The 25,496-nt window shown below is 64.3% G+C and carries 24 protein-coding genes; 13 read left to right on the top strand and 11 right to left on the bottom strand.

The annotated features are described in order from the left end of the window. Positions 1–46 precede the first annotated feature (46 nt). Genes OWC48_RS03470 through OWC48_RS03480 form a run of 3 tightly spaced genes read left to right on the top strand, consistent with a single transcriptional unit; the run spans position 47 to position 3,245 of the window. Positions 47–1,468: an ABC transporter substrate-binding protein gene (locus OWC48_RS03470; protein WP_282518674.1), complete on the top strand. Its 1,422-nt coding sequence runs from the start codon at positions 47–49 to the stop codon at positions 1,466–1,468. Then, entirely contained in the window at positions 1,465–2,376 is a 912-nt protein-coding gene (locus OWC48_RS03475) for an ABC transporter permease (RefSeq protein WP_282518675.1), read from the top strand. The genes OWC48_RS03470 and OWC48_RS03475 overlap by 4 nt, the downstream gene beginning before the upstream one ends. Continuing rightward, positions 2,373–3,245 (top strand): ABC transporter ATP-binding protein, encoded by an 873-nt coding sequence (locus OWC48_RS03480; protein WP_282518676.1) that lies wholly within the window; start codon positions 2,373–2,375, stop codon positions 3,243–3,245. The genes OWC48_RS03475 and OWC48_RS03480 overlap by 4 nt, the downstream gene beginning before the upstream one ends. Before the next feature lie 205 nt (positions 3,246–3,450). On the opposite strand, the gene OWC48_RS03485 is transcribed toward OWC48_RS03480, so the two are convergent. The 7 genes from OWC48_RS03485 to OWC48_RS03515 all read right to left on the bottom strand — a co-directional run bounded on the left by OWC48_RS03485 (position 3,451) and on the right by OWC48_RS03515 (position 9,740). Next, complete coding sequence (locus OWC48_RS03485) at positions 3,451–4,509, bottom strand: putative sulfate exporter family transporter (RefSeq protein WP_282518677.1); 1,059 nt, start codon at positions 4,507–4,509, stop codon at positions 3,451–3,453. Between the two features lie 110 nt (positions 4,510–4,619). Then, on the bottom strand, positions 4,620–4,838 hold the full coding sequence (locus tag OWC48_RS03490) for a hypothetical protein (protein WP_063984492.1): 219 nt from the start codon (positions 4,836–4,838) through the stop codon (positions 4,620–4,622). A gap of 165 nt (positions 4,839–5,003) precedes the next feature. Continuing rightward, on the bottom strand, positions 5,004–5,717 hold the full coding sequence (locus tag OWC48_RS03495; protein WP_282518678.1) for an ABC transporter ATP-binding protein: 714 nt from the start codon (positions 5,715–5,717) through the stop codon (positions 5,004–5,006). After that, a complete protein-coding gene (locus tag OWC48_RS03500) occupies positions 5,714–6,469 on the bottom strand; it encodes an ABC transporter ATP-binding protein (RefSeq protein WP_282518679.1) in 756 nt (251 codons plus the stop codon). Before OWC48_RS03500 ends, OWC48_RS03495 begins: the two co-directional genes overlap by 4 nt. Before the next feature lie 2 nt (positions 6,470–6,471). Beyond that, positions 6,472–7,491: a branched-chain amino acid ABC transporter permease gene (locus OWC48_RS03505; protein WP_282518680.1), complete on the bottom strand. Its 1,020-nt coding sequence runs from the start codon at positions 7,489–7,491 to the stop codon at positions 6,472–6,474. Beyond that, complete coding sequence (locus OWC48_RS03510; RefSeq protein WP_282518681.1) at positions 7,488–8,390, bottom strand: branched-chain amino acid ABC transporter permease; 903 nt, start codon at positions 8,388–8,390, stop codon at positions 7,488–7,490. Before OWC48_RS03510 ends, OWC48_RS03505 begins: the two co-directional genes overlap by 4 nt. Positions 8,391–8,480: 90 nt before the next feature. Continuing rightward, a complete protein-coding gene (locus tag OWC48_RS03515; protein ID WP_282518682.1) occupies positions 8,481–9,740 on the bottom strand; it encodes an ABC transporter substrate-binding protein in 1,260 nt (419 codons plus the stop codon). 171 nt (positions 9,741–9,911) lie between these two features. On the opposite strand from OWC48_RS03515, the gene OWC48_RS03520 reads away from it, so the two are divergent. The 4 genes from OWC48_RS03520 (at position 9,912) to OWC48_RS03535 (ending at position 14,786) form a co-directional block, all read left to right on the top strand. Further along, positions 9,912–11,405: an AMP-binding protein gene (locus OWC48_RS03520; protein ID WP_282518686.1), complete on the top strand. Its 1,494-nt coding sequence runs from the start codon at positions 9,912–9,914 to the stop codon at positions 11,403–11,405. Continuing rightward, positions 11,402–12,043 carry a TetR/AcrR family transcriptional regulator gene (locus OWC48_RS03525; RefSeq protein ID WP_282518687.1) on the top strand — a complete coding sequence of 214 codons (642 nt, stop codon included), beginning with the start codon at positions 11,402–11,404 and terminating at the stop codon, positions 12,041–12,043. Before OWC48_RS03520 ends, OWC48_RS03525 begins: the two co-directional genes overlap by 4 nt. Then, positions 12,040–13,950, top strand: coding sequence for an NAD(P)/FAD-dependent oxidoreductase (locus OWC48_RS03530; RefSeq protein WP_282518688.1), 1,911 nt, complete (start codon positions 12,040–12,042; stop codon positions 13,948–13,950). Before OWC48_RS03525 ends, OWC48_RS03530 begins: the two co-directional genes overlap by 4 nt. A gap of 200 nt (positions 13,951–14,150) precedes the next feature. Beyond that, positions 14,151–14,786, top strand: a complete 636-nt coding sequence (locus tag OWC48_RS03535) for a 2-hydroxychromene-2-carboxylate isomerase (RefSeq protein ID WP_282518689.1) — start codon at positions 14,151–14,153, stop codon at positions 14,784–14,786. Positions 14,787–14,789: 3 nt separating this feature from the next. On the opposite strand, the gene ald is transcribed toward OWC48_RS03535, so the two are convergent. Next, on the bottom strand, positions 14,790–15,905 hold the full coding sequence (ald, locus tag OWC48_RS03540) for an alanine dehydrogenase (RefSeq protein WP_282518690.1): 1,116 nt from the start codon (positions 15,903–15,905) through the stop codon (positions 14,790–14,792). A 133-nt stretch (positions 15,906–16,038) separates the two neighbouring features. On the opposite strand from ald, the gene OWC48_RS03545 reads away from it, so the two are divergent. The 6 genes from OWC48_RS03545 to OWC48_RS03570 all read left to right on the top strand — a co-directional run bounded on the left by OWC48_RS03545 (position 16,039) and on the right by OWC48_RS03570 (position 23,415). Continuing rightward, positions 16,039–16,518 carry an Lrp/AsnC family transcriptional regulator gene (locus OWC48_RS03545; protein ID WP_282518691.1) on the top strand — a complete coding sequence of 160 codons (480 nt, stop codon included), beginning with the start codon at positions 16,039–16,041 and terminating at the stop codon, positions 16,516–16,518. Between the two features lie 141 nt (positions 16,519–16,659). Next, entirely contained in the window at positions 16,660–17,151 is a 492-nt protein-coding gene (locus tag OWC48_RS03550; RefSeq protein WP_282518693.1) for a (2Fe-2S)-binding protein, read from the top strand. Then, positions 17,148–18,164, top strand: coding sequence for a xanthine dehydrogenase family protein subunit M (locus tag OWC48_RS03555; protein ID WP_282518695.1), 1,017 nt, complete (start codon positions 17,148–17,150; stop codon positions 18,162–18,164). Before OWC48_RS03550 ends, OWC48_RS03555 begins: the two co-directional genes overlap by 4 nt. A gap of 7 nt (positions 18,165–18,171) precedes the next feature. Continuing rightward, positions 18,172–20,376 (top strand): xanthine dehydrogenase family protein molybdopterin-binding subunit, encoded by a 2,205-nt coding sequence (locus tag OWC48_RS03560; protein WP_282518696.1) that lies wholly within the window; start codon positions 18,172–18,174, stop codon positions 20,374–20,376. Positions 20,377–20,472: 96 nt separating this feature from the next. Further along, the gene (locus OWC48_RS03565; RefSeq protein WP_282518697.1) at positions 20,473–22,830 is read left to right on the top strand and encodes an Orn/Lys/Arg decarboxylase N-terminal domain-containing protein; all 2,358 of its coding nucleotides are present in this window, start codon (positions 20,473–20,475) and stop codon (positions 22,828–22,830) included. A 6-nt stretch (positions 22,831–22,836) separates the two neighbouring features. After that, entirely contained in the window at positions 22,837–23,415 is a 579-nt protein-coding gene (locus tag OWC48_RS03570) for a GNAT family N-acetyltransferase (protein WP_247308604.1), read from the top strand. 3 nt (positions 23,416–23,418) lie between these two features. Here the strand turns inward: OWC48_RS03570 and OWC48_RS03575 are convergent, their stop codons facing one another. The 3 genes from OWC48_RS03575 to OWC48_RS03585 all read right to left on the bottom strand — a co-directional run bounded on the left by OWC48_RS03575 (position 23,419) and on the right by OWC48_RS03585 (position 25,383). Beyond that, positions 23,419–23,631 (bottom strand): hypothetical protein, encoded by a 213-nt coding sequence (locus tag OWC48_RS03575; protein ID WP_282518698.1) that lies wholly within the window; start codon positions 23,629–23,631, stop codon positions 23,419–23,421. 136 nt (positions 23,632–23,767) lie between these two features. Next, positions 23,768–24,217: a flagellar basal body rod protein FlgC gene (locus tag OWC48_RS03580; RefSeq protein ID WP_282518699.1), complete on the bottom strand. Its 450-nt coding sequence runs from the start codon at positions 24,215–24,217 to the stop codon at positions 23,768–23,770. Between the two features lie 116 nt (positions 24,218–24,333). Continuing rightward, entirely contained in the window at positions 24,334–25,383 is a 1,050-nt protein-coding gene (locus OWC48_RS03585) for a hydroxyacid dehydrogenase (RefSeq protein ID WP_282518700.1), read from the bottom strand. Between the last annotated feature and the right edge of the window lie 113 nt (positions 25,384–25,496).

Raw genomic sequence — 25,496 nt, forward strand, 5'->3', positions numbered from 1 at the left:
ACCCAATCATGGCAACCACAGCACATCCAACCGAATGAGGATGAGAATGGTCCGCCATCTTCCCACGCTCTCGATCGCGATGTCGGTGACCTCGCTGGCGCTTCTGCTCGCGCAGCCGGCCCTGGCGGAAACCGTCACCCTCGGCATCGGAACGCAGGACACCACGACCAACACGGTGACCGCCGGCGTCGTCATCCGGCAGCTGCATCTCCTCGAGAAATATCTGCCGAAGGACGGCAAATACGCCAACATCAAGTTCGAGCTGGAGTGGCAGAATTTCACCTCCGGCCCGCCTGTCACCAACGCGATGATGGCGAACAAGCTCCAGATCGGCATGATGGGCGACTATCCGCTGATCGTGAACGGCTTCACCTTCGAGAGCAATCCGGAGAGCAAGAGCCGCCTGATCGGCGTGGCCGCCTACAGCCTGTCCGGCTCCGGCAACGGGCTCGTCGTCCACAAGGACTCGCCCTATTACGATCTCGCCGATCTCAAGGGCAAGCTCGTCAGCGTTCCGTTCGGCTCGGCTGCACACGGCATGGTGCTGAAGGCAATGCAGGACCGCGGTTACGCCTCCGACTTCTTCCAGCTCGTCAGCCAGAGCCCGGAGGTCGGTTCGACCAATCTCCAGGAGAAGAAGATCGACGCGCATGCCGACTTCGTTCCCTTCGCCGAGCTGCTGCCCTTCCGCGGCTTTGCGCGCAAGATTTTTGACGGCGTCGAGACCAATCTGCCGACCTTTCACGGCATCGTGGTCCGCACCGATTTCGCCGAGAAATACCCTGAGGTCGTCGTTGCCTACTTCAAGGCGCTGATTGCCGCCAACCAGTGGCTGCGCGACGATCCGAAGCTCGCGGCCGAAAAGATCCAGGATTGGACCGGCATCAACAAGGAAGTCGTCTATATCTTCCTCGGTCCCAGCGGCAACATGACCACCGATCCCACGGTGAAGCCGGCGCTGATCGATGCAGCCGCGACCGACGTCAAGGTGTTGCAGAATCTCGGCCGCATGAAGGAGTTCGATCCGAAGAAGTGGGTGGATGATTCCTACATCCGCAAGGCCTATGCCGAGATGAAGCTCGACTATGACGCGCAGCTCGACAGCACGAAGAACTACGAAATCTCCGGCGAAGACTCGTTCTGCAAGAAGCCGATCACCGACCCGCGCAAGGCCGGCGAGGTCTGGGTCGACGAAGCCGGCATCCTGCCGTTCGCGTCCGCAGCGTGCACGTTAGGGGCCTATGCCGACTACAAGGCCAAGGGCAAGAAGATCAACGTCGCCTACGTCTTCGACACCACGCGCGGCATCAAGCTGTTCGCCGACCAGGCCTTCTTCGCGATCGGCAACGGCGAGGTCGCGCCATTCCTGCTGAAGAAGGACGCCGAAGCCCATGCCGCCAAGATCAGCGGCAAGGTGCTCGGCTTCGATGACGCGGTGAAGGCGGCGGTCGGCGGAGGCAAGACGTGAGCAGTCCCGCCCTCGTCAGACATCCCGAGGACAGCATGCCGGCAGCAACAGCAATCGCCGAGGCGGGCCCCGTGCCCGCCCCTTCCCCGCCCGCGACACCGCCTTCCTTCGGCACGCTCGCGCTGCGCTGGTACCGGCTCAATCGGGCGGGGCTGCGCGCGACGGCGATCGGCGTCATATCGCTGCTGGCCTTCCTGCTGGTCTGGCACCTGCTCACGACCTATCGCGTTGTGTTCTTCGTGCGCTTCACCAACGTGCCCTCGCCGCTGGCGGTCTATGCCAGCTTCACCAAGGCGATCCACGATCCCAAATTCCTGCTGCACATCCTCTTGAGCTGCCGGCGCATCTTGTTCGGCTTCTCGCTCGCGGCGGTGGTCGGCGTGCCGCTCGGCCTGATCATGGGCCGCTTCAAGCTGGTGCACGAGATCATCTTCCCGGTCGCCGAGGTGCTGCGGCCGATCCCGGCCATCGCCTGGGTGCCTATGGCGATCATGCTTTGGCCGACCAACGAGCAGAGCATCGTCTTCATCACCTTCCTCGGCGCGTTCTTCCCGATCCTGGTCAACACGCTGCATGGCATGTCGCTGGTCGATCCCGTGCTGGTCCGCGCCGCGCAATGTCTCGGCGCGCGAGAACGGTCGATCTTCCGCCAGGTGTATTTTCCAGCTTCGCTGCCGCACATCTTCACCGGTCTCACCGTCGGCATGGGCGTGGCCTGGGTGTCGCTGATCGCCGCCGAGATGATCTCGGGCCAATACGGCATCGGCTACTTCACCTGGGAAGCCTATTCCCTGGTCCAATATGCCGACATCGCGCTCGGCATGATCGCGATCGGCGTGCTCGGCCTTGGATCGAGCCTGCTCATCAGGGGCGCCGGGCAGTTGGTGATGCCGTGGAGGCTGAAATGAACGAAATCCTGACCAAAGCACCGCAGGGCCATATCGAGGTCAGGAATTTCTCCCTCAGCTATGAGAGCATCGAGGGACCGGTGCAGGCCGTCACCGACACGCAGATTCATGTGAAGCCCGGCGAGTTCGTCTCGATCGTCGGGCCCTCCGGCTGCGGAAAGTCGACGCTGCTCAATGCGGTTGCGGGGTTCCTCAAGCCGACCACAGGCATCGTCACGGTCGACGGCGAGCGGGTCAACGGCCCCAGCGCCGAGCGCGGCATGGTGTTTCAACAATATTCGCTGTTTCCGTGGAAGACGGTGCGGGAGAACGTCGAGTTCGGCCTGAAGATGCGCGGCATGCCGCGCTCCCAGCGCGAACGCGCCGCCCGCACGCTGCTCGGGCTTGCCGGGCTCGAGGCCTTCGAAAAGCATTATCCGGACAAACTCTCCGGCGGCATGAAGCAGCGCGTGGGCATCGTCCGCGCGCTCGCCACGGGCCCTAAGGTGCTGCTGCTCGACGAGCCCTTTGGTGCGCTCGACGCGCAGACGCGCGTGATCATGCAGCAGATCCTCACCAACATGTGGCAACGGCTGAAGATCTCGGTGCTGTTCGTCACCCACGACATCGATGAAGCCATCTTCCTCTCCGACCGCGTCTATTGCATGACGGCCCGCCCCGGCTCGATCAAGGCGGAGATCCCGATCCCGCTGGAGCGACCGCGGCAGCAGGCGATGATGATGTCGTCGGAGTTCCTGGCGCTCCGCCGCGGGCTGATGTCACTGATCCGCGAGGAGAGCCTGAAGGCGATGGGCGGCGAGATCAGCGACATGGGCATGCAGGGGCTGAACATCGAGCTGCATGGGCATTCGCTAGCGGATGTGATTTAGACTCGGCAAACACTCTCGGCGTGAGCGATCCTCTTACCCTCCCCTGGAGGGGGAGGGTCGGCTCACATTGAGCGCAGCGAAAATGTGAGTCGGGGTGGGGTGACGGTCTCTCCGCCTCCGACAGTGCCCGAGTGGAGAGATCACCCCACCCCGCTCGCGCTGCGCGCGATCGACCCTCCCCCTCCAGGGGAGGGTAAGCGCGCTCTCACTTGAACCAGTGCACCAGCACGATGCTGATGCCGAGCAGCAGCATCAGCGACAGTGTCACCGCGGCCGTCACCCGGCCGCCGACATTGGCGAGCACCTTCACGTCGACGCCGAGGCCCAGCGCGGCCATCGACACGACGGTGAGGAAACCCGTGATCCGCGTTATCGGAGCCACCACCGTGCCTGGCACGATCTCCAGCGAGCGCAGGGTCGCCAGCGCAAGGAAGCCGAGGATGAACCAGGGGACCAGGCGGAAGAAGCCGACATTGGTTTTCTTGGCTTCGGCCTGCCAGCGCGAGGCCGCGAGCGACAGGCCGACCACGACCGGCCCGAGCATCAACACGCGCATCAGCTTCACCAACGTGCCGATCTGCGTCGAGACGAGCCCGGCCGGGACCGTTGCCGCAAGCACTTGCGGCACCGCGTAGACGGTGAGGCCTGCGAGAATGCCATATTGCGTGGCCGACAATTGCAGCAGCGGAATCAGCAGCGGCAGGCCGAGGACCATCATCACGCCGAGGATCGCCGTAAAGGAAATCGAGGACGCGATCTCGTCGTTGTTGGCACCGATGATCGGCGCCACGGCGGCGATCGCGGAATTGCCGCAGATGGAATTGCCGCAGGCGATCAGGATCGAGAGCCGCGTCGACAGGCCCAGCATGCGACTGAGGCCGAAGGAGACGCAGAGCGCGATCACGACGACCGCGGCGATCGATGCCAGCAGCGCCACGCCGGAAGCCGCAATGGCGGCGAAACTGATCGAGGCCCCCAGCAGCATGACCGCAACTTCGAGCAGCTGCTTGGCGCTGAAGGCGATGCCGGCCTGCCAGCGCGGCGCCGGTTTCCAGAAGCTGCGCAGCGCCATCCCGAGCAGGATCGCCATCACCAGCGCTTCGACATAGGGGTGCTCGAAGACACCCAGCTCGGCCCGCTCGAGCAAGGCCGAGATACCGGCGACGGCGATACACAGGAGGATTCCCGGAATCAGCGCCGCGATACGGCTCACGACAGTGGTTGGCTTGGCGTCGGCCGGGTTGGATGCTTGATTCTGCGACACAAATCTCTCCCAGAGGAGAAATATTTATACGCAGTGCTCGCCGATTGGGGAATAAGTTTTCGGCATATCAGGGCCGAGGGAAGTTCTATGCTCAGCCCGGAATAATCGGTTCAGAAGATCAGGCTTTTGGCGAGCGAGGCGACACGGCTGAAGCTGTCATAGACGCCCGGCTCAAAGAAGGCCGCACGCGCCAGCACGATGCCCGCGACCAGCGACCAGAACACCGTGGTGCCGGCCCGCAGCAGGAGCTTTGACGCGCGCGATCGCGGCTGGGTGTCCGTTGCGGACACCAGCTGCTCGCCGAAGGGCTCAAATCCAGTGCGTTCCATGGCTACGCCGATCCATCAAATTCTGAATGGAATGTCGTCGTTTCGGCCCCAAACGGCAATGGAAGCGATTGGCGTTTTTGGCCCTCGACGGGGAAACTCCTTCCGTCTGACGAACCCGAGACAATAGTTTTCTTCTTTGGGCCGGGTTGGCGCTCCGGAACCCGGTTACAGCGCCAAATAGCGGCGGCGGATCGCGTCGTTGGCCTTCAACTCGTCGATCCCAGCGGCGTAGACGATCTGGCCCTTGTCGATCACCGTGGCGTGGCTCGCCAGCCCCAGGCAGAAATGCATGTTCTGCTCGGCGATCAGCACGGTCGATCCGAGCTGTCGGAGCTGCCGCAACAGCTCGCCGATCCGCTGCACGATGATCGGCGCGAGGCCCTCGCTCGGCTCATCGAGCAGCAACAGCGCCGGGTTGCCCATCAGCGTGCGCGCGATCGCGAGCATCTGCTGCTCCCCGCCTGACAGGCGCCCGGCAATACGATGGCGCAGCGGCTCCAGCAGCGGGAAGACCTCATAGATGCGCCTGATCGGCCATTCGTCCTGGCCCTCCGGCCCCCGCTTGCGACCGATGACGAGATTGTCCTCGACCGTGTGCTCCGGAAAGATCTGGCGATCCTCCGGCACGAAGCCGAGACCGGCGCGCGCGATATGATGCGGCTTCTGGCCCGAGATCACCGCGCCGCGCAGGCTGATCCTGCCCCGACGCGGCGGCGCCAGTCCCATGATCGCCTTCATCGTCGTCGATTTGCCCGCCCCGTTGCGCCCGAGCAGCGCCATAGTCTCGCCCTGCCGCACCGAGAGGCCGACGCCGAACAGGATCTGGCTGGTGCCGTAATAGACGTCGAGATCGGCGACTTCGATGATGGCGGCGTTCATGCGGCGGCCCCCGCATGTTCGGTGCCGAGATAGGCCTCAATCACCGCACTGTTGTTACGGATCTCGTCGGGCGTGCCGGTCGCAAGGATGCGGCCGTAGCAGAGCACGACGATTTTTGGTGCGATCTTGAACACGATGTCCATGTCGTGCTCGATGAAGACGACGGTGATCTTCTGGGTGTCCCAGAGCTCGCGGACCTTGTCGATCATGCGCCAGCGCTCTTCGGGGCCCATGCCGGCGGTCGGCTCGTCCAGCAGCAGCACCTTTGGTTCGAGCACCAGTGCGAGAGCAATGTCGAGCAGTTTCTGGTCGCCATGCGACAGCGTTGCGGCCGTGCGATTGCGCTTTCCCGCCAAGCCCAGCAGCTCCATCACATGCTCGGCGCGGTCGCGTGTCTCGGGCAGCGGAAAGCGCTTGTGCAACACTGCGGAGGTGCGTTGGTCGGCGCTGACGGCGGCAAGCATGGTCTCCTGCACCGTCAGGGATTTGAAGATGCTCGCGACCTGGAAGGCACGGCCGATGCCGTGGCGCACGATCTCCGGAGGCGAGCGGCCGGCGAGATCGACGCCGTCGAGCAGAACCTGACCAGAATCCGGCCTCAGGGCGCCGGTAATCAGGTTGAAGAACGTGCTCTTGCCGGCGCCGTTCGGTCCGATCACCGCCGTGAGCGAACCGTCGGGGAAGTCGAGCGTGACGTCGTTGGTCGCCTTCACACCACCAAAGGATTTTGCAAGGTTGCGGATCTCGAGCATGACTAGCGCCCCTCGCCCGTCTCGCGCCGGTGCGCGAACCAGTCGGCGACGAAATCCAGCAGGCCTTTGCGCAGGCCCAGCGCGAAGAACAGGATGACCACGCCGAGCACGATGCCGTGGTACTCGGTGAAGCGCGTCACGGTGTCGTTGAGCAGAAGCAGCAGCACCGTGCCGACCATCGGTCCGAGGAAGGTCGAGACGCCGCCGAGCATGTTGATGAAGATGCCCTCGCCCGAGATGGTCCAATAGGCGAATTCCGGATAGGCGCCGGACACGAACAGCGCCATCACCATGCCGCCCATCGACGCGAACAGCGCCGCCAGCACGAAGACGGTCAGTTTTGCGCGCCAGACGTCGATGCCGAGGAAGCTCGCGCGCGCCGCGTTGTCGCGGATCATGCGCAGCGTGTAGCCGAACGGCGACTGCGCGATCTGACGCATCGCGAGCAGGCCGAGGATCAACAGCGCGCAGCTCGCGATGTAGAGATGGACGTGGTTGGCGAGATTGATGCCGAGGAACACGGGTCGCGGAATGCCGCCGCGCAGGCCCTGGTCGCCGCCGGTGAAGGACGCCCAGGACAGGATGGTCGAGTGAATCAACATCTGGAAGGCGAGCGTGACGAAGGCGAAATAGATCTCCTTCAGCCGCACGCAGATCGCGCCGATGATTGCGGCGATCACCGCCGTGATCGCCAGCGTCGCGACGAAGGCCACGGGAATGGGGACGCCCAGCTTCTGCATGATCAGGCCAAAGCTGTAGGCCCCTAAGCCGAAGAACATGCCGTGGCCGAACGAGGTCAGGCCGGTGTAGCCGACCAGCAGGTTCAGCGAGGTCGCGAACAGGCCGTAAGCCGAGCAGCGGATGAGGAAATCGAGCAGCGCCTTGCTGCCGGTGAACAGCGGCAGGCTCGCGAGCACGGCAAAGGCGACGAGCGCGATCAGCACGTCGCGATAGCGTTGCAGCGCCGCACCGCTGCGCACGGGGACCAGCGTTTCGGCACGTCCGGCCTCGAGCTCGGTCATGCCGCCTCCTTGCCGAACAGGCCGGTGGGTTTTGAGACCAGCACGATCACCATGAAAAGGTACATCAGGCCTTCCGTGAACAGGGGAAAGCCGAGCGAGCCGAAGGACCTGATAAGGCCGAGCAGCAGCGCGCCGATCAGAGCGCCCAGGATCGAGCCCATGCCGCCGATGACGGTGACGATGAAGGATTCGATCAGCACCGAAAATCCCATGCCGGGGGTCAGCGACCGCACGGGCGCCGCGAGCGCGCCGGCAAGGCCGGCCAGCATGCCGCCGAGCGCGAACACGCCCCCATAGATCAGGCCGGTGTTGATGCCGAGCGCCGAGACCATGCCGGGATTATGTGCCGCCGCCCGGATCACCTTGCCGATGCGGCTGCGCGACAATCCGATGCCGAGCACGATCGCTGCGACCAGCGCGACGCCGATCAGCAGCAGGTAGTAAGGCGGCACCACGCCGCCGGCGATGAACAGCGGCATCACCTGGAATGCCGCGGGCATGCCCATCGACTTGAATTCCGGCCCCCAGATGATGCGCACGACATCGTCGAAGATCAGCACGAAGGCGTAGCAGACGAGCAGCTGCATCAGCACGTCGGCGCCGTAGACGCGGCTCATGAAGACGCGCTCGAAGATCAGGCCGAGAACCGCGGTGCCGGCCGCCCCCGCGAACATCGCAAGCGCAAAGCTCCCGGTGAGCTGATAGGCCGTCATCGCGAAATAGGCGCCGAACATGTAGAAGGCGCCGTGGCTGAAATTGACGACCTTGAGCACGCCGAAGATCAGCGTCAGCCCGACTGCGACCAGGAACAGGAGCATGCCGATGATGAGGCCGCTGGTGGTTTGCGTCACCAGGCAGGCGGAACTGGAGAGGCAGCCGGCAAGCGCGTCGAGATCCACGGGAGCACTTTCATTGCGACGCGCCGGACTTGGCGCGGAGAGCCAAATAGAAACGGCGGAGACGGTCGCCCGTCCCCGCCGCGCATCGGATCAGGTGTAGCCCTTGCTCTTCTTCCACTCGGCCTCGAGCTCGAAGATGGTCTTCCAGTCGCCGGCCTTGACCTCGGGTACGTAGGGCTCCTGCGGGATCGTGGTGCCCCAGCCGATGGCGTAGCCGACCAGCGTGTGGTCGTCGCCGCGCATCGTCACGGTGCCGTCGGCGCCGAACGGGCACTTGATGGTGAGGCCCTTCAGCACCTCCGCGATCTTCTTGCCGTCGGTGGAGTTGGCCTTCTTCGCGGCCTCGGCGAGGAACATCACGGCCGTCGCGTTCTGCCATGACCAGTTGGTCGGATATTCGTTGTACTTCGCCTTGTAGGCATCGCCCCAGGCCGCGTTCTCCGGCGTGGTCGGGAAGGTCTTGATGTAGCGGTTGCCGGAGTGGATGCCCTTGGGCAGGTTCTTCACCACGGTGAGCGCGGTGTAGTCGGCCATGTTGACCGCGAATACCTCCATCTGGCCGAACATCGCGTAGATGTTGGCCTGGTCGATATAGGAGGTGAGATCGCCGCCCCACAGGCAGGAATACAGCGCCTGCGGCTTGGCCTGGAGGATCTTGGTCACGACTTCGGTGTAGTCGGGCTGAAACAGTTTTGGCCAGGACTCGCTGATGATCTCGACGTCGGGCGCGAAGCGCTTCAGGTACAGCGTGAACTCACCGGTGGTGTCGCGGCCATAGGCATAGTCCGGCGAGCAGGTCGCCCATTTCTTCAGGCCCTTGGCTTTCGCGATTCCAGCGGCATAGCTGCCGCCGACGATGGAATCGTGGATGCCCTGACGCACGCAACGGAACGCGTTCGGGATGTGCTGCTTCGGATCGGCCGTCAGCGAGGACGCCTCCGAGCAGGTGTGGACGCAGAGCACACCGAGATCGCGCGCGACTTCGTGCACCGCAAACGATCCGGACGACGCCTCGCCGTCGATCAACCACTCGCAACCATCGGTGTTGACGAGCTCGCGCGCGACGCGAGCGGCTTCCTGCGGCTGGCCCTTGGAGTCGCGGATCACCATCTCGATCTGACGGCCGGCAAGTCCGCCGGCAGCGTTGACCTTGTCGACCTCGAGCATCACCGCATTGCGTGACGACGTGCCGAGCTGCGCGACGCGGCCCGACAGAATCGTCGGCATGCCGATCTTGATGGTCTTGGCTTGCGCACGCGCCACCCACGGCGCGGCAACACTCATCGCACCGGCGCCCATCAGCGCCAGCGTTGAACGGCGGCTGATGCCCGGCATGCGGGTTCTCGTCATTTTCCCCTCCCTCTTTCGGGTCGGCGTTCCAGTCCCTTGCCGGAGATCGTCTCGTCTCCGTGTTTCCAACAATTTCAGAGGCTGGGGGGTGACGTCAAGCCAAAGATGAATTACGAGTCATAATTCATCAAAGGAGAAAACGAGGCCGACAATCGGCCCAAAGCCCGCAAAATGATCAATCTTTCGAGCTTCATCACCTTTCACGCCCGGCGCACGCCGGACTGGCCCGCGCTGAAATATCGCGGCGAGGAGATCTCCTACGCCGTTTTCGATGCGCGCATCCGGCAGGCCGCCGGCTGGCTCGCCGCGCAGGGCATCGGCGTGGGCGACGTCGTGGCCGTGCTGATGAAGAACAGCGCGGCATTCCTGGAGCTCGTCTTCGCCACCAGCCATCTGGGCGCGGTGTTCTTGCCGATCAATTTTCGACTTTCGCGCGACGAGGTCAGCTACATCGCGGGCAATGCCGGCGCGCGGTTGTTGATCGTCGATGAAGAACTTGCCGCGAATGCAACGGGCGCGAAAATTGTCGTGCTGAACGAAGCCGCGCAGCAAAGCATCTCGCACCTCGCGGGCGAGGCCGCGCCCGCGCCGATGCTCGTCCGCGCGCCATCCGACCTGATGCGGTTGATGTACACCTCGGGTACGACCGACCGCCCCAAAGGCGTGATGCTCGCTTACGATAATTTCTACTGGAAGTCCGCCGACCAGACGATTGCGCTCGGCATCAACGCCGAGACCCGACTGCTCGTCGTCGGCCCGCTCTACCACGTCGGCGCGCTCGACCTGCCAGGCATCGCCGTGCTCTGGCATGGCGGGTTCATCCGCATCGAACGCAATTTCGACCCAGAGACCGCGCTTGCGGCGATCGCGGAGGACAAGCTGAACGCGACATGGTTCGCGCCTGTGATGACCACCGCGATGCTCACCTGCCCCACCCGCGATCGCTACGACGTCTCCAGCCTGAGATGGGCGATCGGCGGCGGCGAGAAGACGCCCGAGGTGCGCATCCGCGCGTTCTCGGAGTTCTTCCGCAATGCGCGCTACATCGATGCCTATGGCCTCACCGAGACCGTCGGCGGCGACACTTTCATGGAAGCCGGCCGCGAGCTCGAGAAGATCGGTTCAACCGGGCGCGCCATCGCCCACGTCGAGATCGAGATCCGCGACGAGGACGGCAAGACGCTGCCACCGAACGTCAATGGCGAGATCTGCCTGCGCGGACCGAAGATCACGCGCGGCTATTGGAAGGATCCGTCGAAGACGGCGGCGGCCTTCTTCGGCGACTGGTTCCGCAGCGGCGACGTCGGCTATCTCGACGAGGAAGGCTTCCTGTACCTGACCGACCGCAAGAAGGACATGATCATCTCCGGCGGCGAGAACATCGCCTCCTCAGAGGTCGAGCGCGTCATCTACGATTTGCCCGAGGTGCGCGAAGTCGCGGTGATCGGGCTGCGCGATGCGCGCTGGGGCGAGCGGCCGGTCGCGATCGTCGTGCTGGCCGAAGGCGCAAGCCTTGAACTCCCTGCCCTCACCGAGCACTGCCGTACGCGCCTGGCGAGCTTCAAGGTGCCGAAGCAGCTCGTCATCCGCGACAGCCTGCCGCGGAATCCGAGCGGAAAGATCCTCAAGCGCGTGCTGCGCGCCGAGCTGGAGACCTCTGAATGACGCAAGCGAATGCCAAGGTCACAAAGCTCAACCGCGTCGAGCGCAACGCCTGGACCAAGCAGAAGATCTTTGACGCCGCGACCAAGGTCGTCGGCAAGCATGGCTATGCCGAAGCCTCCGTCGCCCGCATCACGGAAGAAGCCGGCGTCGCGCAAGGCACCTTCTACAATCATTTCGAGAACCGGCAGGAGCTGCTCGATCAGCTGCTGCCGAAGATCGGCCTCGACATGGTGGAATTCATCCGCGCCCGCACCGGCACCGCCGATGCCGCGCGGCAGGAGATCGCGCGCTTTTCCGCCTTCTTCGACTTTATCCGCGAGGTGCCGGAGTTCCTGCGCATCCTCAACGAGGCTGAATTCTTCGCGCCCATCGGCTACCAGAAACATCTCGACAACATCTCGGTCGCCTATGTCCGCATCTTGCGCCGCGCACGAGCGGCAGGAGCGATCGAGGATTACAGCGACGAGGAATTCGAGGCGATCGTCCACATGCTGATGGGCTCGCGCGGCTATCTCAGCCGCCGCTACTCCTATTCGGCCGGCGGCGTCACCGCCGTGCCGGACCACGTCATCTCAGCCTATCGCAAGCTGATGACGCGCGGCCTTTTCAGCGCATCCGGAGATCAGGACACGCCATGAACATCGCATCTCCACAAAAGCCGCTCGATCTCGTCTCCGCGATCGCCGAAGGCGATATCCGCTGCCTGCTGATGGTGCTGGTGCACATGACCGGCGATGAGCGCTGGCTCGAGCCGCCCTACTTGCCCAAGCGCGACATCCGTCTCATTCCCGATCCCGAGGCTGGCGTGCCCCGGGAGGTCCAGGACGAAATCCGTGCCGCAGTGGTCAAGCTGTTTGCCGACGGCACGCCAAAACCCGTCATCACCGATCCCGGCGAAGAGCTGCTGCTCAAGATGATGCGCGCGTGCCTCGGCGAGAACGTCGCGCCGGAATATGCGCCCCTGATGCGCGAGGAGATGGGCTTTGTGGCGCGCGAGCCGCAGTGGACGAAGCGCCCTTCCGACGAGAAGCTTGCCGGCCAGCATGTCCTGATCGTCGGCGCCGGCGTTTGCGCCATCGCGCTCGGCGTGGCACTCGGCCATCTCGGCATCCCCTACACCATCGTCGAGAAGAACGCCGAGCTCGGCGGCACCTGGTGGATCAACCGCTATCCCGGTTGCGGTGTCGATACGCCGAACCATTCCTATTCCTACTCGTTCGGCTCGGGCAATGCATGGACGCGCTATTTCTGCCAGCGCGAGGAGCTGCTCGGCTATCTGCTGAAGGTCGCCGAGGAATACGGCATCCGCAAGCATCTGCGCGTCAATACCGAGCTGACGGCGTCGCGCTGGGACGAGGGCAAGCGGCGCTGGATCTCGACGCTGAAGACGAAGAGCGGCGAAGAGACCTTTGAGTCCACCGCACTGGTCTCGGCCATCGGCCAGCTTAACGATCCCTCGCGCGCCCGCTTTAAAGGCGAGGAAGACTTCAAGGGCACGATCCTGCATTCGGCCCTGTGGTCGGACGACATCAATCTCGAAGGCAAGCATGTTGCCGTGATCGGCACCGGCGCGACATCGATGCAGCTGGTGCCGTCGATCGCCGGCCGCGTCGCGTCCGTCACGGTCTATCAGCGCAGCGCGCAATGGGCGCGGCCCGTGAAGGGCTATTCCGATCCGATCAGCGAGGGCGCGCGCTGGCTGCTCGCGCATCTGCCGTTCTATGTGCAGTGGTATCGCTTCAACATGTTCTGGCGCTATGGCGACGGCTTGCTGCCGTTCCTGCGCAAGGACCCGGCCTGGCCGCATCCCGAGCGCGCCGTCAACAAGGGCAATGACCGGCATCGCCAGGAGCTGACCGATTTCATCCTTAACGAGCTGAAGGACCGGCCCGACCTGATCGCCAAATGCGTGCCGACCTATCCGCCCTATGGCAAGCGCATCCTGCTCGACAACAACTGGTTCAGGACGCTCACGCGGGACAATGTCGAGCTCGTCACCGGCGCGATCGATCATTTCGATCGCGACGGCATCGTCACCGCTGACGGTGAGCACCGCCCCGCGGACATCATCGTGGTCGCGACCGGCTTCAAGGTGACGGAGATGGCGGCCCGCCTCAACATCAGCGGCCGCGGCGGCAAGGATCTGCGCAAGGCCTGGGCCAACGACAATCCGACCGCGTTCCTCGGCCTCACCGTCCCGGGCTTTCCGAACTTCTTCTGCATGCTCGGCCCGAACTCCGGCCCCGCCCACGGCGGCAGCGTCATCTTCCAGTCGGAATGTCAGAGCCGCTATATTTCCACCTGCCTCGCCGACATGATCGAGCAGGACGTCGCCGCCATCGACGTCCGTCAGGACGTGCTCGACGACTACGTCCGCAAGGTCGATGCCGAGCACGAGGCGATGATCTGGACCCATCCCGGCATGAGCACCTATTATCGCAATTCGAGCGGCCGTGTGTTTTCCGCGATGCCCTGGCGGTTCGTGGACTACTGGCGCATGACGCATGATCCGGATCTGGGACAGTATCGGTTGACGAAGGGGTGAGCGCAGGGACCTGGGGACATTGATCGTGCGGCGACGACGGTGCACCCTCTCCCCTTGCGGGAGAGGGTGGCTTCGCAAAGCGAAGCCGGGTGAGGGGTTCTATCCTCACGAACGGTAGCGCGAGTGGACAGATACCCCTCATCCGGCGCTTCGCGCCACCTTCTCCCACAAGGGGAGAAGGAAGAAAAAGGGAAACGCCAATGCCCAAGCCGCTTGTCCGCATCTACACCGACTACAAAAGCCCCTACGCGTTCGTCGCCAACAAGCGCCTGTTCGAACTCGAGGAGACGCATGGCTTCGAGCTCGAATGGCTGCCGTATACGCTGCGCGTCGCCGAATTCATGGGGACAGTCGAGGAGCGCACGCCGCATTTCTGGCGCAAGGTGCGCTACGCCTATATGGACGCGCGGCGCTATGCCAATGCGCAAGGGCTCGTCATGAAAGGGCCACGCCGGATCTACGACGCCTTCTATTCCAGCGTTGGAATGCTGTTCGCACAGCGGCACGGGTTCTTCCGCTCCTATCACGACGCGGTGTTCCGCAAATTCTGGAGCCATGAGCTGGAGATCGACGATCTCGCCGCAATCGCGGACGTCATCAAATCGTGCGGCGGCTCGGCAAGCGAGTTCGAAGCCTACGTTAACGGCCCTGCCCGCGCCGAGCACGACCGCATCATCGACGAGGCCGAAGCACTCGGCGTGTTCGGCGTGCCGACCATGGTGTTCAACGGCGAGCTGTTCTGGGGCGGTGATCGCATCGACATGCTGATCGAGCGGATCGAGCGTCCGGAAACGATCGAAGCCGCGCTCGGCAGCCGCCACCGCAAATCAGTGTAGCCGTTACGCGGCGAGGCCGCTCTCAACCGGGGCAAATTCCAGCCCGAGACTCTCGGCAACCGCCTTGTTGGTTATGCGGCCACGATGCACGTTCAGTCCGTTGCGCAAATGCGGATTTTCCAGGACCGCGGCAAAGCCCTTGTTCGCGAGCATCAGGCCGAACGGCAGCGTCGCGTTGTTCAGTCCCTGGCTCGACGTCACCGGCACCGCGCCCGGCATGTTGGCGACGCAATAATGCACGACGCCGTCGACCTGATAGGTCGGATCGGCGTGCGTGGTCGGATGCGAGGTCTCGAAGCAGCCGCCCTGGTCGATCGCGACGTCGACCAGCACGGCGCCCGGCCGCATCGACTTGAGCATCGCGCGCGTGACGAGCTTTGGTGCGCTGGCGCCCGGCACCAGCACCGCCCCGATCACGACGTCGGCGGCGAACACCTCGTCCTCGACCGCTTCGATGGTCGAGAAGCGGGTGCGCACCCGCCCGAGAAACACATCGTCCAGCTCGCGCAGACGAGGAATCGAGCGGTCGATCACAGTGACTTCCGCACCGAGGCCCGCCGCCATGCGCGCGGCCTGCGTTCCCACCACGCCGCCGCCGAGCACGACGACGCGCGCCGGCTGCACGCCGGGCACGCCGCCGAGCAACACCCCGCGGCCGCCGGCCGATCGCTTGAGCGCGGCGCCGGCGGCCTCGATGGCGAGGCGGCCAGCGACTTCGCTCATCGGCGCAAGCAGGGGGAGGTGACCGGCCGCGTCGGTGACGGTTTCATAGGCGATCGCAGTGCAACCGGAAGCGAGCAGGCCCTTGGCCTGTTCGGGATCCGGCGCAAGATGGAGGTAGGTAAAGAGGATCTGGCCTTCGCGGAGTTGGGCCCATTCGCTCTTCTGCGGCTCCTTCACCTTCACGATCATGTCGGAGCTGGCGAAGATGTCGCGGGCGTTCTCCGCGATCGCGGCGCCTGCCCGCTGGTACACCTCGTCGGAAGCGCCGATGCCGCTGCCGGCGCCGGTCTCGACAGTCACCTGGTGCCCGGCCGCGACATATTCGCGGACGGCGCCTGGGGTCAGCCCGACGCGATATTCCTGCACCTTGATCTCCTTGGGCACACCGACGCGCATTTTGGGCTCCTTTTGATTCACCTCACGATCGTAACGGCGTGGCCGGTTTGGTTTCGTGCAAATATCCGCTAGCTTCGACCTCCCCGCGCCGGTTTCCGGCGTGCAAACGCCCTTTCACGCTGGAAACGAAACCTTGGCCCTCGACCGGAAAGATCTCGCCATCCTCGCGGAACTCACCACCAATGCGCGGGCCAGCCACACCGAGCTCGCCAACAAGGTCGGGCTATCAAGCACGGCGCTGGCGCGGCGGCAGAAGGCGTTGGAGGACGACGGCTATATCCAGGCCTACCAGGCCGCGCTCGATCTCGCCCAGTTCGGCCTCACCACGACAGTGCTGGTCCGCATTGCGCTGGAGAGCCAGAGCGACGAGGCGCTGAAGGCGTTCGAGGCGGAGGTGGTGAAATGCCCCTCCGTCGTGCGCTGCTTCCTGATGTCGGGCACCGACGACTACATCCTGATCGTGCTCGCCCGCGACATCCAGGATTTCGAGCGCATCCACCGTACCGAACTGTCGCGCCTGCCGCGCGTGGCGCGAGTGCAATCGAGCTTTGCGCTGCGCGAGATCGTCAACCGCGCGGTTCCGACGGTGGTCTTCGGCGAAGCCAAACGCTGACCGCCCACGTCGAAGAGACAATTCGTCGCAAGGAACCAAGCGACCGGTTGCCCGTTGGCGCTACTGGCCACCAGAGACGATGCGCCCTCGCATCAACACGGCTAGATGTCTCGGCTCGGCCTCCGTCGCAGGGGAGACGACATGGCCGACGCCGCAAATCAAATTCCCGACCGCATTCCGATCAATCTCGTGGTCAATGGCGTCAGACACACGCTCGACCTGGTGCCTTGGACCACGCTCCTGGACGCCTTGCGCGACCATCTCGAGCTGACCGGCACCAAGAAGGGCTGCGATCACGGCCAATGCGGCGCCTGCACCGTGCTGATCGACGGACGGCGCGTCAATTCCTGCCTGACGCTCGCCGTCATGAAGGACGGCGCCGAGATCACGACGATCGAAGGGCTTGCCAAGGACCTAACGCTTCATCCCCTGCAACAGGCGTTCATCGACCACGACGCCTTTCAGTGCGGCTATTGCACGCCGGGACAGATTTGCTCGGCGGCGGGCCTTTTGGCCGAAGGCCGCGCCCGGGATGCCGACGAGATCAGAGAGCTGATGAGCGGAAATCTCTGCCGCTGCGGCGCCTATCCGAACATCGTCGCCGCGATCCAGCAGGCAATGGGCCGGCCATGAACAACTTCCAATATTCCCGCGCCACCGACGTCGCCGATGCGATCCGCCTGCTGGCCGCCGATCCCGGCGCCAAGCTGATTGCCGGCGGCACCAATCTGATCGACTTGATGAAGGAAAATGTCGAGCGGCCCTCCCGGCTGATTGACATCTCCCGCCTGCCGCTCCGCGACATCGAGGAGACCGCCGATGGCGGGCTGCGCATCGGCGCCTTGGTGCCGAATTCGGACCTCGCTTACCATCCGCTCGTCGAGCAGCGCTATCCCCTGCTCGCCGCCGCCATCCTCGCCGGCGCTTCCGCGCAATTGCGCAATATGGCCTCCGTTGGCGGCAACCTGATGCAGCGCACGCGCTGCGCATACTTTTATGACACGGCGACGCCTTGCAACAAGCGAGAGCCCGGCAGCGGCTGCTCGGCAATCGACGGCCTCAACCGCAATCACGCAATCCTCGGCACGAGCGCGTCCTGCATCGCGACCAACCCGTCCGACATGAGCGTCGCACTTGTCGCGCTCGGTGCGCTCGTGCACATCGCAGGTCCCTCCGGCCAGCGCACGATCGCATTGACTGATTTCCATCGGCTCCCGGAGGACAAACCTCACGTCGACACAAATCTCGGCACCGGCGAGATCATCGCGGCCGTCGAACTTCCAAAGCACGGCTTTGCCCGCAACTACAGCTATCTGAAAATCCGTGACCGGCTGTCCTATGCTTTTGCTTTGGTCTCGGTCGCGGCCGCGCTCGAACTGGATGGCAACGCGATCAGCGAAGCCCGCCTGGCGCTCGGCGGCGTGGCTCACAAGCCCTGGCGCAGCCTCGAGGCCGAAGCGGCGTTGCGCGGCCGGGCGGCGACGTCGGATCACTTCTCGCGCGCTGCCGATCTGCTGCTGCACGGGGCAACGGCCCGCGCACATAACCGCTTCAAGATTGAGCTCGCACGCCGCGCCATCGCGCGGACGCTGATACAGGCCGCCAGCGCCACGCCACAATCACAGGCTCACAAAAAAATCGCGTGAGGGACCGATGAAAGCCTATGTCGGAACGCCAACGTCCCGCGTCGATGGCCGCGCCAAGGTCACCGGAGCCGCCAAATATGCCGGCGAATTTCCGGCGGACGGCCTCCTCCACGGCTTCGTCGTCGAGTCCACGATTCCGCGCGGACGCATCGCTCGCCTCGACGCCAGCGACGCGCTGCAAGTGAAGGGCGTGGTCGACGTGCTCACGCATGCGCATCGTCCGCCCCTCGCCGACAATGACGATGCCTGGAAGGACGAGGTGGCGCCGGAGAAGGGCTCGCCTTTCCGCCCGCTCTATGACGACAGGATCAGGTTCAACGGCCAGCCGATCGCGCTCGTCGTGGCGGATGATTGGGAAACCGCCAAGTTCGCTGCGACCCGCGTGCGTGTTGAATACGACCGGGAGGCATTTGCGACGGATCTCGAATCCGAACATGGCAAGGCCGGCAAAGTGGATCGGCCACACAAGCCGCGCGGCGACGCCGCCGCGGCGCTGGCTGGGGCCGCCGTGCGGCACCAGGCGGATTACGTCCTGCCGACCGAACACCACAACCCGATGGAGCTTTATGCGACCACGGTGGTCCGCGATGGCAGCGGCAGGCTTACCGTCCATGACAAGACGCAAGGTGTCCAGAACGTCCACAAATATCTATGCGGTGTGTTCAACAAGAGGCCCGATGACCTCCGCGTGGTCTCGCCCTATGTCGGCGGCGCCTTCGGCTCCGGATTGCGGCCGCAATACCAGGTGGTGCTGGCGGTGCTTGCCGCGCTCGAACTCAAGCGATCCGTTCGTGTCGTCCTGACACGGCAGCAGATGTACGGGCTCGGCTACCGGCCGATGACCATCGAGCGCGTCGCGCTCGGCGCAAAGCCTGACGGCACGCTCGATGCCGTCACGCACGAAGCCACTGCCGTGACTTCGCGCTACGAGGATTTTTCGCGCAATGACACCGGCTGGGCGGAACAGCTGTACAAGAGCCCGAACAGCCTCTTCTCCCACAAGCTCGTCGATCTCGACGTGTCCACGCCCTGCGACATGCGCGCGCCCGGTGCCGCCTCCGGCGTCTGCGCGCTCGAATGCGCCATGGACGAGCTGGCCGTCGCGCTCAAGCTCGACCCGATCGAGCTGCGGCTGAAGTGCTATTCGGACCGCGACCAGAGTGAAGACCTGCCCTACACCAGCAAGCAGCTGCGCGAATGCTACGCCCGCGGCGCGGAAGCCTTCGGCTGGAGCCGACGCAATCCTGCGCCGCGCTCCATGCGCAACGGCAAGGAGCTGGTCGGCTGGGGCATGGCGACGGGGGTGTGGGAGGCGCTTCAGATGCCGGTCGCTGTCCGCATCGTGCTGACGTCGAACGGCCATGCCGAAGTATCCTGCGCCGCCTCCGATATCGGCACCGGCACCTACACCATCGTGGCACAAGTGGCCGCCGACGCACTTGGACTGCCGATCGAGAATATCGACGTGAAGCTTGCCGATTCGACCTTGCCGCAGGCCCCTGTCGAAGGCGGTTCCTGGATGGCGGCGTCGGCCGCGCACGCCGTGCTGGGCGCGGCCGAAGACATTCGCCAGGAGCTCGCACGGCTTGCCAAGGCGATACCCGCCTCGCCCCTCGGCGGCGTCGATGCGCCCGACGTGATCCTGGTCGACGGCGCGATCGCCAAGGCCGGCGACAAGGCCCGTGCCGTCTCGATCGCCGACGCGATGCGTCACGGCAAGCTCGAGCGGATCGAGAAGCAGAAGCTCAATCATTTCGCGGAGGACAGGTCGCACGCGCGCAACACCCATTCGGCGGTCTTCGCCGAGGTCAAGGTCGACGAAGAACTGGGCGTCATCCGCGTCACGCGCGTCGTGAGCGCCGTCGCCGCCGGCCGGATCCTCAATACCAAGACCGGCCGCAGCCAGATCATGGGCGGCGTGGTCTGGGGCATCGGAATGGCGCTGCACGAGGAGACGGTGATGGATCACCGCTTCGGCAGGATCATGAACGCGAACATCGCCGAGTACCACATTCCCGTGAATGCCGACGTTCACGACATCGACGTCATCTTCGTCGACGAACCCGACGACCGGATCAACCAGCTGGGCGTCAAGGGCATTGGCGAGATCGGCATCGTCGGCGTGCCTGCGGCGATCGCGAACGCAGTCTATCACGCCACCGGCAAGCGCATCCGGCGCTTCCCGATCACGCTGGACAAGTTGCTGGACTGATCGCCGTCACACGATCCCCGCTGGATCGGGCGACTGTCATAAAACTGTCATCGAAAGTGCAGAGACCTGCCAGTCTCTGTAGATTCGGGACACACCATGGATTATTTCAAGCGCTTCAACTTCCTGTTCGCCGCACCTGTGTTCGACGCCGACGATCTGGAAGGCATCCGCTTCAACCAGATTATCGAGGAGATCCAGCGCTCCGGCTTCGAGGTCGTGAGGGCCCGCAGGTTGGAGGACGCCGAGATCGCGGTGCAGACCGACGCCGCGATCGGCTGCATGGTGGTGGACTGGGGCAAGAAGGGCCTCGAGGGGAAGACCTCGGCGCTGATCAACCTGATGCGGCGCCGCGGCCTCGACTTCCCGATCATCCTCCTGATCCGACGCAAGCGCTTCGAGGATTTGCCGGTCGAGGTGCTCGACTTCATCGACGGCTATGTCTTCCTCTCCGAGGAGACGCCGACCTTCATCGCCAAGAATTTGATCAGCCGGCTCAAGCAATACGCCGAGACGCTGAAGACGCCGTTCTTCGGGGCGCTGGTCGATTATGCCGAGGAAGGCAACCAGCTCTGGACCTGTCCGGGTCACAATGGCGGCGTGTTCTACAACCGCAGTCCGATCGGCCGGGTCTTCGTCGAGCATCTCGGCGAATCCGTGTTCCGCGACGACCTCGACAATTCCGTGCTCGACCTCGGCGACCTCCTCACCCATGAGGGTCCCGCGCTGAGGGCGCAGAAGGAAGCCGCGCAGATTTTTGGCGCGGAGAAGACCTATTTCGTGCTCAACGGCACCTCGACCTCGAACAAGGTCGCGCTCGGCGCCCTCGTCACCGACGGCGACCTCGTGCTGTTCGACCGCAACAACCACAAGGCCGCCCATCACGGCGCGCTGATGATCAATGGCGGCGTCCCGGTCTACGTACCGACCATCCGCAACGCCTGGGGCCTGATCGGCCCGATGCGCTGGGACATGCTCGACGAAAAGGCCGTGCGCGAGGCGATCCGCAACCATCCGCTGGTGACCGACAAAGACGCCTGGCGCAAGGAGCGGCCATTCCGCGTCGCCGTGGTCGAGCAATGCACCTATGACGGCACGATCCACAGCGCCGAAATGATCCTGAAGCGCATCGGCCATCTCTGCGAATACATCCTGTTCGACGAGGCCTGGGCAGGCTTCATGAAGTTCCACCCGCTCTATGCCGGCCGCTTCGCCATGGGGCTGGCGAATCTTCCTCCCGAAGCGCCCGGCATCATCGCGACGCAATCCACCCACAAGCAGCTCGCGAGCTTCTCGCAGGCCTCCCAGATCCACATCAAGGACCGCCACATCCGCGGCCAGAAGCGGCGGGTCGAACACCGCCGCTTCAACGAGAGCTTCATGCAGCACGCCTCGACCTCGCCGTTCTACCCGCTGTTCGCCTCCCTCGACGTCGGCGCGCAGATGATGAAGGGCCGCTCGGGCGAGGTCCTGTGGGACGACACGATCCGCCTCGGCATCGAGCTGCGCAAGAAGATCCGCGCGATGCGCCGGGAGTTCGAGGAGAAGGAGCAAAATCCGGATCGCCGCTGGTTCTTCGAGCCCTTCGTTCCCGATCGCGTCGCCATTCCCGACGTCAGCCGCCCCGGCGCCGCCCACAATGTCGCCTGGGAGACCCTCTCCACCGATGAGCTCGCCACCAATCCGGCGCTGTGGCAGCTTTCGCCAGATACCAACTGGCACGGCTTTCCCGATCTTGCGGAAGGCTTTGCCATGACTGATCCGAACAAGCTGACGCTGCTGACGCCCGGCTTCGATCGCACCACCGGCGCCTATGCCGAGCACGGCATCCCCGCGCCTGTGGTCGCGCAGTACTTGCGCGAAAACCGCATCGTCCCTGAAAAGAACGACCTCAACTCCCTGCTCTTCCTGCTCACCCCCGGCGTCGAGGCGAGCAAAGCCGGTACGCTGATCTCCGGCCTCGTCGCATTCAAGAGGTTGCATGACGACAACGCGTTGCTGGCCGACGTCATCCCTGAATTCTACCAGCGGCGTCAGGCGCGCTATGCCGGCGTACGGCTGCGCGATCTCTGCGGCGACATGCACCGCTTCTTCCGCGCCGCCGATGTCAGCGCCCTCCAGGCCCGGCAGTTCATGCCCGAGCACATGCCCGAGATCGCGATGTCGCCCCGCGATGCCGCACGCTATCTGTTCAAGAACGACGTCGACTATCTCCCGATCGAGGCGATCGCGGGCCGTATCGCCACCACGCCCTTCGTGGTCTACCCGCCCGGCATCGCCACCATCGTGCCCGGCGAGCGGCTGACGGAGCGGGCCAAGCCCATGGTGGATTATCTCAAGATGTTCGAGACCTGCTTCAACACGTTCCCGGGGTTCGATGTGGAAATCCAGGGAGTCTACAAGGAGATCGATGCACAGGGCCGCATCGGCCTCTATACTTACGTCGTTGCCGAGTAGGTGCCGATGAACGAAACAGCGATTGCGCGTACAGATGACGAACCGGTTCTGGTCCGCCCCTCACGGGAGAGCGACGTCGAGGCGATGCTGGCGATCTACCGCCATCACGTCCGCAATGGGGTGCCGCGCGACGTCGAGGGAACCGGCGCGCCCGAACCGGACGATCTGCGCGACCGCCGCAAGAACCTGAAGCAGACCCGCCTGCCGCATCTGGTCGCGACCTATCGCGGCGAGGTGGTCGGCTATGCCTATGCCGTGCTGTTCCGCAAGCGCCCGGCCTACCGCTACACCGCCAAGCATTCGATCTACGTCCATCACGAGCATCTCGGTCGCGGCGTCGGACGGCTGCTGCTCCAGGGAATGATCGATGCGTGTGCGGCGGCCGGCTTCCGCCAGATGATCGGCTATATCGATGCCGACAACGCGCCCTCGCTGGCGCTGCACGAAAAGTTCGGCTTCGCGCGCGCCGGCCTGCTCTGCGGTGTCGCCTATCGCCACGGCCGCTGGTCCGACACGGTCATGGTGCAGCGATCGCTCGGCGCGGGCGTCACCGCGCCGCCGACGCTAACGGCACCGGGCCGTTAGACCTTACGAGGGAAAGTCAGCCGGTCTGACCTGGATCCGGTCGGCATGCAGCGACCAATGATGCAACGCCTGGTCCTTGCAAAACCTCGCCTTCGCCCGCTCCCTGGCTTCGTCCTCGTCGGTGGCGTCGATTTCGAGCGTGCCCTGGCAAACCTCGATCTGCCGGCCGTACTGGCCGAGCACGTCCTTCATGAACCTGACGACATAAGTTGACATGGGACCTCCTGCCTGCGCCAGCCTGCCCCGGCGGCACTCTAATCCCATTTAGCTTGAACCGGGAAAGGAGATTTTGACACGGATCAAGTTCGGCGACGGTTCCCGCCGCCAATGCGTCGATACAATCCGTCAGCGATCACGTCTTGATATCGAGGAGGGTCTCTTCTGTCTCGGCGTAGGCTTGAATGACCTTCGCATTGGCAATGAAGCTGTACTTTGCGGTCGCCAGCTCAGCGAATTCGCTGGCTAGATCGACATTGGGCGCGGCGACCAGGCCGTCCTGGTTTGCGAAGGGCGCGCTAGGGTCGGATTGCGCGATATAGCTCGGCGAAACCGCCGACACGGTCGCAACCGTACCGCCCGGCGTCGAACCGCTCGATTGGGAGACCTGATCGACTCGCAGCGGCACATAGGCTGCGGGAAAGGTCGGAGCAATGCCCGAACTGCCCGCGCCGGCCGATGTGCTCGATCCGCCTGAAGCAGGTAGCGGCCCGGTCGTGCTGATGTTGGCGATATTGCTCGCGGCCACGTTCACGCGCAGGCTCGCGGCGGAAAGTCCTGATGTCGCAATCGAAAATATGCTCATGGACTTTCAACTACAGGACAAGTGATACGCCTTCATTCACGCCATCGGTAAAATCCGCCGCTTTCTATTCGCACCCTCGTAACCAACGATCGGAGCGCGATCGGACTTCGCGCGCCCTACCCCGGCATCACGCCGAACGCCTGCTTGAAGCGCTCGGCATAGCGCGGCCAGACTTCGGGGTTGATGATGCGCGGCGGGCGTCGGCCGTCGAGCGTGTCCAGCACCTGCTCGGCGGCGATGCGGCCCATGTTCTGGCGCGCCTCGATCGTGACGCCCGCGGTGTGCGGGCTCGCCAGCACGTTGTCGAACTGGAGCAGCGGATGCTCGGGCGGCGGCGGCTCCTTCGACCAGACGTCGAGGCCGGCACCGGCAATGCGCTTGTCGCGGAGCGCCTGGAGCAGCGCATCCTCGTCGTGGATGAAGCCGCGCGCCGTGGTGATGAAATAGGCGTGCGGCTGCATCAGCGCGAATTCGCGCGTGCTGATCATGTTGCGGCTTTTCTTGTCGAGCGGACAGGAGATCGAGACGAAATCGGCGCGGCGCAGCAGCTCGTCGAGCTCGACCTTCTGCCCGCCCCGCTCGGCCATCACCTCGGCCGACAAATACGGGTCATAGGCCAGCACCGTCATGCCGAGCAGGCCCTTGCACAGCGCGGCAATGCGGCGGCCGACATTGCCGAGGCCGATGATGCCGACGGTCTTGTGCTCGACCTCGTTGCCGACGAGCTCGTTGCGGTTGACGTCGCGCTCGCGGCGCAGGCGGCGGTCGGACTGGATGATGCGCTTGGACAGCGTCAGCATCATCGCCAGCGCATGCTCGGCGACCGAATGGGCATTGCCACCGGACTGGTTGACGACCAGCACGCCCGCATCCGTGCACGCCTCGACGTCGACAGGGTCGAAGCCCGCGCCATTGCTGGAGACCAGCAACAGGTTCGGCGTGCGCTTCAGGAAGGCGGCATCGACATGGAAATGCTGGGCAAGTTCGTCGCGGGCGGCGCCGATCTGGTAGACGTGGGCCGCCTTCAGGATCGGGGCGTAGAAATCTTCCGGGCTCTCATTCTCTATGCGATCGAGCCGGACGTCGGACCGCGCCTTCAGGATGTCGATATAGATCGGATTGGCCAGGTATTTGACGTAGAAGACGCGCTTGCTATTGACGGACATCAGGACCCTTCCGGCTCTCTCAAGGAGATCCGCAAGGCCAGCGCACCCCGCGCTCCGTCCATGCGTCCCTCCCGTTTTTGCATTATCGCCGCTTATGACATGGCGGTGCCGGC

The organism is Bradyrhizobium sp. Arg816, assembly GCF_029989365.1.
GTDB lineage: Bacteria > Pseudomonadota > Alphaproteobacteria > Rhizobiales > Xanthobacteraceae > Bradyrhizobium.

Excerpts from the sequence above, each read along its gene's own strand:
- OWC48_RS03470 (WP_282518674.1), top strand. The coding sequence starts at position 47 with ATGGTCCGCCATCTTCCCACGCTCTCGATCGCGATGTCGGTGACCTCG.
- OWC48_RS03480 (WP_282518676.1), top strand. The coding sequence starts at position 2,373 with ATGAACGAAATCCTGACCAAAGCACCGCAGGGCCATATCGAGGTCAGG.
- OWC48_RS03490 (WP_063984492.1), bottom strand. The coding sequence starts at position 4,838 with ATGGAACGCACTGGATTTGAGCCCTTCGGCGAGCAGCTGGTGTCCGCA.
- OWC48_RS03495 (WP_282518678.1), bottom strand. The coding sequence starts at position 5,717 with ATGAACGCCGCCATCATCGAAGTCGCCGATCTCGACGTCTATTACGGC.
- OWC48_RS03500 (WP_282518679.1), bottom strand. The coding sequence starts at position 6,469 with ATGCTCGAGATCCGCAACCTTGCAAAATCCTTTGGTGGTGTGAAGGCG.
- OWC48_RS03505 (WP_282518680.1), bottom strand. The coding sequence starts at position 7,491 with ATGACCGAGCTCGAGGCCGGACGTGCCGAAACGCTGGTCCCCGTGCGC.
- OWC48_RS03515 (WP_282518682.1), bottom strand. The coding sequence starts at position 9,740 with ATGACGAGAACCCGCATGCCGGGCATCAGCCGCCGTTCAACGCTGGCG.
- OWC48_RS03520 (WP_282518686.1), top strand. The coding sequence starts at position 9,912 with ATGATCAATCTTTCGAGCTTCATCACCTTTCACGCCCGGCGCACGCCG.
- OWC48_RS03525 (WP_282518687.1), top strand. The coding sequence starts at position 11,402 with ATGACGCAAGCGAATGCCAAGGTCACAAAGCTCAACCGCGTCGAGCGC.
- OWC48_RS03530 (WP_282518688.1), top strand. The coding sequence starts at position 12,040 with ATGAACATCGCATCTCCACAAAAGCCGCTCGATCTCGTCTCCGCGATC.
- OWC48_RS03535 (WP_282518689.1), top strand. The coding sequence starts at position 14,151 with ATGCCCAAGCCGCTTGTCCGCATCTACACCGACTACAAAAGCCCCTAC.
- ald (WP_282518690.1), bottom strand. The coding sequence starts at position 15,905 with ATGCGCGTCGGTGTGCCCAAGGAGATCAAGGTGCAGGAATATCGCGTC.
- OWC48_RS03550 (WP_282518693.1), top strand. The coding sequence starts at position 16,660 with ATGGCCGACGCCGCAAATCAAATTCCCGACCGCATTCCGATCAATCTC.
- OWC48_RS03555 (WP_282518695.1), top strand. The coding sequence starts at position 17,148 with ATGAACAACTTCCAATATTCCCGCGCCACCGACGTCGCCGATGCGATC.
- OWC48_RS03560 (WP_282518696.1), top strand. The coding sequence starts at position 18,172 with ATGAAAGCCTATGTCGGAACGCCAACGTCCCGCGTCGATGGCCGCGCC.
- OWC48_RS03565 (WP_282518697.1), top strand. The coding sequence starts at position 20,473 with ATGGATTATTTCAAGCGCTTCAACTTCCTGTTCGCCGCACCTGTGTTC.
- OWC48_RS03570 (WP_247308604.1), top strand. The coding sequence starts at position 22,837 with ATGAACGAAACAGCGATTGCGCGTACAGATGACGAACCGGTTCTGGTC.
- OWC48_RS03575 (WP_282518698.1), bottom strand. The coding sequence starts at position 23,631 with ATGTCAACTTATGTCGTCAGGTTCATGAAGGACGTGCTCGGCCAGTAC.
- OWC48_RS03580 (WP_282518699.1), bottom strand. The coding sequence starts at position 24,217 with ATGAGCATATTTTCGATTGCGACATCAGGACTTTCCGCCGCGAGCCTG.
- OWC48_RS03585 (WP_282518700.1), bottom strand. The coding sequence starts at position 25,383 with ATGTCCGTCAATAGCAAGCGCGTCTTCTACGTCAAATACCTGGCCAAT.